The sequence below is a fragment of the Pantoea coffeiphila genome, assembly GCF_016909495.1.
GTDB classification, from domain to species: domain Bacteria; phylum Pseudomonadota; class Gammaproteobacteria; order Enterobacterales; family Enterobacteriaceae; genus Erwinia; species Erwinia coffeiphila.
Genome location: NZ_JAFBFW010000012.1, coordinates 80,828 through 87,457, shown reverse-complemented (window position 1 = coordinate 87,457; position 6,630 = coordinate 80,828). Strand labels below are relative to the sequence as shown.

The window sequence follows — 6,630 nt, the reverse complement described above, 5'->3', positions numbered from 1 at the left end:
ATCAGTACAGAATCGGTGGAGCGGTAGTTCAGTTGGTTAGAATACCTGCCTGTCACGCAGGGGGTCGCGGGTTCGAGCCCCGTCCGTTCCGCCACCCTTTTAGGGGCGTAGTTCAATTGGTAGAGCACCGGTCTCCAAAACCGGGTGTTGGGAGTTCGAGTCTCTCCGCCCCTGCCAGATAAAGAAAAAACCTTTGCTTAGGCAAAGGTTTTTTTTTGCCTAAAATTCAAGAAACAAAGCTCATAATGACCAAAGATATGTAACTACACTTAAAGCTATGCTGTAAGTGCGAGTTATAAAGAGCCGTCCTACGGCTCTTTTGTCGCTTTTATCAACACTAATTGGTTAGATATTGACCGGTAATTTGATGAGTTGACGGATGTGTGTTTGCTGATCGCTATTTTGTAACCAGACTGCGTAAAGGGGTCTGAGGACAATTGCAGTATCCTGAATTGAGAGAAGATCGCTGTACTCCGTCTCCCAGAAGTCCGGTAAAAATGCACAGGCTCCTGTTGTATGCAACAGTTGGCGCGTTAAATGTGCTGAGGTTGTCGTCAGTACAGGTATGTCATCGGCACCGGCAAGATAGTTTTCATGTTGATGAAAATCCGCCCCCCATTCCAGCTTAATATAATCATATTTCTCCTTTTTCTCCGATTTTCGCGACCTGAACAGCGCCAATGAGATATGGCCAATTTGATGGCTTGTCAGCTCGTCCATTTTGGGAGCTTCAGTGGTAATCAACAGGTCGAGTTGACGTTCATGCAGCTGCTTAACCATCAGATGACGCTGAGCGATTCGTGCTTCGAGATGGAGACTCTCGCGCTGCTGATACAACGTTTGTAGCCAGGGGGTTAGATAGGCTTCCCAGAGCGAAGCACTGGCCCCTATCGACAGCTCATGGTGCTGTTGCGTGTGTGAAACCTCTTTCTTAGCCATTTGCCACGTATTCATCAGGCTTTCAGCATATGGCAGTAAACGCTCACCCGCTGAAGTTAACCTGATGTTGTTACGGTGCCGGGTAAAAAGGTTCACACCCAGCTGATTTTCAAGCTGTCGAATGCGAAAACTAACGGCGGACTGCGTTAGATAGAGTGCTTCCGCAGCTCGTCCGAAGTGGCGAGTTCTGCTCACTTCAAGAAAGGTTTTTAGTAATTCCGTATCCACAGCGATCTCCTAAAAAACATTTGTCGTTATGATTTAAATGTTTTGTTTTACACTCTGTCAAGCCTATCTAATACTCCGCGCCATAAATAGCTCGGCCTTAAAAGAGTTAGGAGCGTGTAAAATGGCGGAAAGCTTCGCAACAACCAGTCGTTTTTTTGATAACAAACACTATCCCCGCGGGTTCTCCCGGCACGGTGATTTCACCATCAAAGAAGCCCAACTTCTTGAGCGCCATGGTTATGCTTTTAACGAGCTGGATCTGGCAAAGCGTGAGCCGACGACGGAAGAAGAGCGTCTGTTTATCGAAGTGTGCCGCGGTGTACGTGAGCCGCAAACTGAAGCAGAGAGAGTCTGGTCTAAGTACATGACCCGAATTAAACGTCCTAAGCGTTTTCATACCCTTTCTGGCGGTAAACCGCAGATGGAAGGTGTTGAAGACTATTCGGATAGCGACGATTAAGATTAAGGGGCCTCGGCCCCTTTTTAATGCCTGCTATCCCAGACTTTTCTGTAGATTAATCAGTAATCGATCCATTCCCCGATAGCTCACCGCTTCAGTCAGATGTTCCCGATCAATCTCGTTATCATCCGCCAAATCGGCAATCGTCCGTGCCACTTTTAAAATTCGCTGCCAGGCCCTCACCGAGAGCCCAAGTTGATTCAACACCTGTTCCAGCCACTCGGCATCCTCCGTTTTTAACATGCAGAAGTCTTTGATCTCATGATGACTCATCAACGCGTTCACTTTTCCCACGCGTGCAAGCTGACGCTCACGGGCAGCGACAACACGTTTTCTGACGGTATCGCTGGATTCACTGCCACTCCTTTGCGCGCTCAGTGTTCCCGTCGGTAGCAGCGGTACTTCCAGTGAAAGATCAAAACGGTCAAGGAAGGGGCCGGATAATCGGCTTAAATAGCGCAGCGTTTGCTGCGGAGAGCAGCGATTATGGGGACCGTTGTAGTGACCCGTAGGACTGGGATTCATCGCGGCGATCAGCTGGAATCTGGCCGGATAGGTCACCTTAGCTCGGGCGCGAGATATCCCGATCTCGCCGGACTCCAGCGGTTCACGCAGAGCGTCCAACGCACGGCGTTCAAACTCAGGTAGCTCATCAAGAAAAAGCACCCCGTTATGCGCCAGTGATATCTCGCCCGGCTTTGGTATTGCTCCTCCGCCAACCAGGGCAAACAGTGAGGCGCTATGGTGGGGAGAGCGAAATGGCCGCTGACGCCAGTGAGTATGCACAGTGTCATTCCTGACAAGGCTGGCTATGCAGGCACTTTCCAGCGCTTCCCGATCGCTTAGCGGCGGCATAAGCCCGTTCAGGCGCGTTGCCAGCATGGTTTTACCGGTACCGGGGGGCCCGATTAGCAGCAGGTTATGCCCGCCTGCAGCTGCGATCTCAAGTGCGCGCTTGGCCTGCTGCTGGCCGATCACCTCCTGCAGGTCACCCTCCATTGCCGGCAGCTCATCATGCTTCACGCATGCGCGTTCTAGCTGGGCTTCGCCATGCAGATAGGCGCAGACTTCCAGTAAATCACGAGCAAGCAAATTATCACCATGTTCTATCAGGCCAACCTCCGCGAGATTATCCGCTGAGAGGATAAGCTGCCTCCCGGCATCATGAGCTGCCATCGCCGCCGGGATAACCGCCTGTACGCCCCTTAGAGCGCCTGTAAGCGCCAGTTCGCCCAGGAATTCATATTGAGTGAGTTTCTCCGCAGGAATCTGTTCTGAGGCTGCGAGAATGGCAACCGCGATAGGAAGATCGAATCTTCCGCCTTCTTTGGGCAAATCCGCCGGGGCAAGGTTAACGGTGATGCGTTTGGCCGGGAAAGAAAACCCGCAGTTAATAATGGCGCTGCGTACCCGGTCACGAGCCTCTTTGACGGCTGTTTCAGGCAGTCCCACCATGGAAAGTGCGGGAAGCCCATTACTGAGATGAACTTCGACGCAAACCAGGGGGGCCTGAATGCCAATCGCAGCACGAGTGTAAGCAACAGATAATGACATGGAGCCTCCTTTTGGCGTTACTGTGCATACAAATTTCTATCCTGACGATGAGCAAAAGGGATCGCTGTGAGACGGGCTGACAGTTATTTTGTGATGGTGCAGCACGTTTCATCACGCTGCGAGCTGCCGTGATAATTCCACTATGTGGGATTAAAGCGATCACGGCAGGTGAGTATTGAAAATAAATCAACATCTTCTTATTCACTGAATAACAATACTTTTTACTTTTTTTGCGTACGCTGTCATAAAATAAAATGATGAAAAAAGTTGAACGCAAACGCGTAACTGTGATAACTCTATAGACATTAATTCGAACAAGTGAATTTACAGAATCCAAATGAAAGCCCTTCTACGAGTCATTAGCCTAGTCGTCATTAGCGTCGTCGTGATTATTATCACGCCGTGCGGGGCTACGCTCGGAGAAAGAAAGGCTTAAAAATCAAGCCTGAATTCGAAAGAACCCCCGCACCGAAAGGTCCGGGGGTTTTTTTTTAGCAAGACAAAACGTGTGAGGAACAGAAGATGAACAGTAGCATAAAATGCTGTTGTTCCCAGCCAGAGGCGGGGGAATAACTATGAATGGTGCACAGTGGGTGGTTCAAGCTTTGCGTGCACAGGGAGTCGAGACAGTATTCGGCTATCCTGGTGGAGCAATTATGCCGGTCTATGACGCGCTCTATGACGGCGGTGTCGAACACCTACTGTGCCGCCACGAGCAGGGTGCAGCCATGGCCGCTATCGGCTTTGCCCGTGCCACTGGAAAAGTCGGCGTCTGTATCGCCACTTCTGGGCCCGGCGCGACCAACCTGATCACGGGTCTGGCTGATGCGATGCTGGATTCTGTTCCTATTGTTGCCATTACCGGCCAGGTCTCTTCTGCGGTCATGGGCACCGATGCCTTCCAGGAGATTGACGTTCTGGGCCTCTCGCTGGCTTGTACCAAGCATAGCTTCCTGGTGGAATCGCTCGATGAACTGCCGGGCGTGATGGCTGAAGCCTTTGCCATTGCTAAATCGGGTCGTCCCGGCCCTGTTCTGGTTGATATTCCTAAAGATATCCAATTGGCCAGCGGCGACCTGATTGCCCATCTGCTGCCGGTGGAAGAGGAGCAGGACCACCCGCACGTTGAACTGCAGCAGGCCCGCCAGCTGCTGGCACAGTCGCAGAAGCCGATTCTGTATGTTGGCGGTGGCGTGGGAATGGCCGATGCGGTCCATGCGCTGCGCGCCTTCGCCAAAGAAACCGGCATTCCAACCGTGGCTACCCTGAAAGGCCTGGGGACGCCGGATGCGGAAGATGAGTGTTATCTGGGCATGCTGGGCATGCACGGCACCAAGGCTGCTAACCTCGCCGTTCAGCAGTGCGATCTGCTGATTGCCGTCGGTGCTCGCTTTGACGATCGGGTGACCGGCAAGCTGGATACCTTCGCGCCGCATGCCAGCGTTATCCATATGGATATCGACCCGGCGGAACTGAACAAACTGCGCCGCGCGCATGTTGCCCTGCAGGGCGATCTGAACAAGCTGCTGCCGGATCTTTATCATCCGGTAGCGATCTCAGCCTGGCGTGAAGAGATCAAAGCGCTGAAAGCCGATCACGGCTGGCGTTACGATCACCCGGGGGAGGCTATCTTTGCTCCGCTGTTCCTGAAGCAGCTGTCGGATCGCAAATCGGATAGCAGCGTTGTGACTACGGATGTGGGGCAGCACCAGATGTGGGCTGCACAGCATATGAGCTTTACCCGACCGGAGAATTTCATCACCTCAAGCGGGCTGGGCACGATGGGCTTTGGTCTGCCGGCTGCCGTAGGTGCTCAGGTGGCTCGTCCCGACGATACCGTGATCTGCGTTTCCGGTGATGGCTCCTTTATGATGAATGTACAGGAGCTGGGCACCATCAAGCGCAAACAGCTGCCAGTGAAGATCGTGCTGCTGGATAACCAGCGTTTAGGCATGGTACGCCAGTGGCAGCAGTTGTTCTTCGAAGAGCGTTACAGCGAAACCAATCTCTCAGATAACCCGGACTTTCTCACACTGGCCAGCGCTTTCAATATTCCCGGCCAGCGCATTACCCGTAAAGATCAGGTCGACGCCGCATTAGACGCTTTGCTGCACAGTGAAGGGCCATACATGCTCCACGTCGCGATTGACGAGCATGAGAACGTCTGGCCTCTGGTGCCACCCGGTGCCAGCAACGAAAATATGATGGAGAAAACCTCATGATGCAGCATCAATTATCTATCGAAGCACGTTTTCGTCCGGAAGTTCTGGAACGTATTTTACGTGTTATCCGCCACCGTGGTTTTCAGGTGTGCACGATGAATATGGCTTCGCAGGTGAATACCGACAATATTAATATTGAATTGACCGTTGCCAGCCAGCGCTCTGTCGATTTACTGTCAACGCAGTTAAGTAAACTGATGGACGTTGCATGCGTTCAGGTTCAACAACAGACAACACAACAAATCCGCGCTTAAGCGGGCAAGGAAATTAGAATGACGAAGAAAGCTGACTTTATCTGGTTCAATGGCGAGATGGTTAAATGGGAAGACGCGAAGGTAAGCGTTATGTCCCACGCACTGCACTACGGCACATCCGTATTTGAAGGCGTCCGTTGCTATGACTCGCACAAAGGGCCAGTTGTCTTCCGCCATCGTGAACACATGCAGCGTCTGCGTGATTCTGCAAAAATCTATCGTTTCCCTGTCAGCCAGAGCGTTGATGAACTGATGGAAGCGTGCCGCGAAACGCTGCGCAAGAACAACCTGAAAAGCGCATATATTCGTCCGCTGGTGTTTGTTGGCGACGTGGGCCTGGGCGTGAATCCGCCAGACGGCTACAGCACGGATGTGATCATCGCCGCGTTCCCGTGGGGTGCTTACCTGGGTGCTGAAGCGCTGGAGCAGGGCATTGATGCGATGGTGTCTTCATGGAACCGCGTGGCGCCAAATACCCTGCCAACCGCGGCTAAAGCCGGTGGTAACTACCTGTCTTCCCTGCTGGTTGGTAGCGAAGCACGCCGTCACGGCTATCAGGAAGGTATCGCACTGGACACTCAGGGCTACATCTCTGAAGGTGCCGGTGAGAACCTGTTTGAAGTGAAAGACGGCATTCTGTTTACTCCGCCATTCACCTCTTCCGCGCTGCCGGGTATTACGCGTGATGCCATTATCAAACTGGCGCAGGATCTGGGTATCGAAGTTCGTGAGCAGGTACTGTCCCGTGAGTCACTGTATCTGGCGGATGAAGTGTTCATGTCCGGTACTGCTGCTGAGATTACTCCGGTACGCAGCGTTGATGGTATTCAGGTCGGCGCGGGCAAACGTGGCCCGGTTACCGAGCGTATTCAGTCTGCATTCTTTGGTCTGTTCACTGGCGAAACTGAAGACAAATGGGGTTGGCTGGATCCGGTTAACTCATAAGAACTATACATTTTCTCGGGCGTCATTT

At 52.4% G+C, this 6,630-nt stretch carries 7 protein-coding genes and 2 tRNA genes; 7 read left to right on the top strand and 2 right to left on the bottom strand.

Annotated features, from left to right (window positions below; genetic code table 11):
- Positions 1–17: 17 nt before the first annotated feature.
- Both JOE09_RS25040 and JOE09_RS25035 read left to right on the top strand, forming a co-directional pair.
- Positions 18–94 (top strand) — tRNA-Asp (locus JOE09_RS25040).
- A gap of 7 nt (positions 95–101) precedes the next feature.
- Positions 102–177: transfer RNA gene (locus JOE09_RS25035), tRNA-Trp, on the top strand.
- A gap of 168 nt (positions 178–345) precedes the next feature.
- Here the strand turns inward: JOE09_RS25035 and hdfR are convergent.
- Positions 346–1,167: an HTH-type transcriptional regulator HdfR gene (gene hdfR, locus JOE09_RS25030; protein ID WP_205067731.1), complete on the bottom strand. Its 822-nt coding sequence runs from the start codon at positions 1,165–1,167 to the stop codon at positions 346–348.
- Between the two features lie 121 nt (positions 1,168–1,288).
- On the opposite strand from hdfR, the gene JOE09_RS25025 reads away from it, so the two are divergent.
- Positions 1,289–1,627 (top strand): MaoP family protein, encoded by a 339-nt coding sequence (locus JOE09_RS25025; protein WP_105595114.1) that lies wholly within the window; start codon positions 1,289–1,291, stop codon positions 1,625–1,627.
- A gap of 33 nt (positions 1,628–1,660) precedes the next feature.
- Here the strand turns inward: JOE09_RS25025 and JOE09_RS25020 are convergent, their stop codons facing one another.
- Positions 1,661–3,181 (bottom strand): YifB family Mg chelatase-like AAA ATPase, encoded by a 1,521-nt coding sequence (locus JOE09_RS25020; RefSeq protein WP_205067730.1) that lies wholly within the window; start codon positions 3,179–3,181, stop codon positions 1,661–1,663.
- Between the two features lie 337 nt (positions 3,182–3,518).
- Here JOE09_RS25020 and ilvL point away from each other — a divergent pair, with 337 nt between their 5' ends.
- The 4 genes from ilvL to JOE09_RS25000 all read left to right on the top strand — a co-directional run bounded on the left by ilvL (position 3,519) and on the right by JOE09_RS25000 (position 6,602).
- Positions 3,519–3,617: an ilv operon leader peptide gene (gene ilvL, locus JOE09_RS25015; RefSeq protein ID WP_105595116.1), complete on the top strand. Its 99-nt coding sequence runs from the start codon at positions 3,519–3,521 to the stop codon at positions 3,615–3,617.
- A gap of 139 nt (positions 3,618–3,756) precedes the next feature.
- Positions 3,757–5,403, top strand: a complete 1,647-nt coding sequence (gene ilvG, locus JOE09_RS25010) for an acetolactate synthase 2 catalytic subunit (RefSeq protein ID WP_200562691.1) — start codon at positions 3,757–3,759, stop codon at positions 5,401–5,403.
- Positions 5,400–5,657, top strand: coding sequence for an acetolactate synthase 2 small subunit (gene ilvM, locus JOE09_RS25005; protein WP_105595118.1), 258 nt, complete (start codon positions 5,400–5,402; stop codon positions 5,655–5,657). The genes ilvG and ilvM overlap by 4 nt, the downstream gene beginning before the upstream one ends.
- 18 nt (positions 5,658–5,675) lie before the next feature.
- Positions 5,676–6,602, top strand: coding sequence for a branched-chain amino acid transaminase (locus JOE09_RS25000; protein ID WP_105595119.1), 927 nt, complete (start codon positions 5,676–5,678; stop codon positions 6,600–6,602).
- Positions 6,603–6,630 lie beyond the last annotated feature (28 nt).

Excerpts from the sequence above, each read along its gene's own strand:
- JOE09_RS25025 (WP_105595114.1), top strand. The coding sequence starts at position 1,289 with ATGGCGGAAAGCTTCGCAACAACCAGTCGTTTTTTTGATAACAAACAC.
- JOE09_RS25020 (WP_205067730.1), bottom strand. The coding sequence starts at position 3,181 with ATGTCATTATCTGTTGCTTACACTCGTGCTGCGATTGGCATTCAGGCC.
- ilvL (WP_105595116.1), top strand. The coding sequence starts at position 3,519 with ATGAAAGCCCTTCTACGAGTCATTAGCCTAGTCGTCATTAGCGTCGTC.
- ilvG (WP_200562691.1), top strand. The coding sequence starts at position 3,757 with ATGAATGGTGCACAGTGGGTGGTTCAAGCTTTGCGTGCACAGGGAGTC.
- ilvM (WP_105595118.1), top strand. The coding sequence starts at position 5,400 with ATGATGCAGCATCAATTATCTATCGAAGCACGTTTTCGTCCGGAAGTT.
- JOE09_RS25000 (WP_105595119.1), top strand. The coding sequence starts at position 5,676 with ATGACGAAGAAAGCTGACTTTATCTGGTTCAATGGCGAGATGGTTAAA.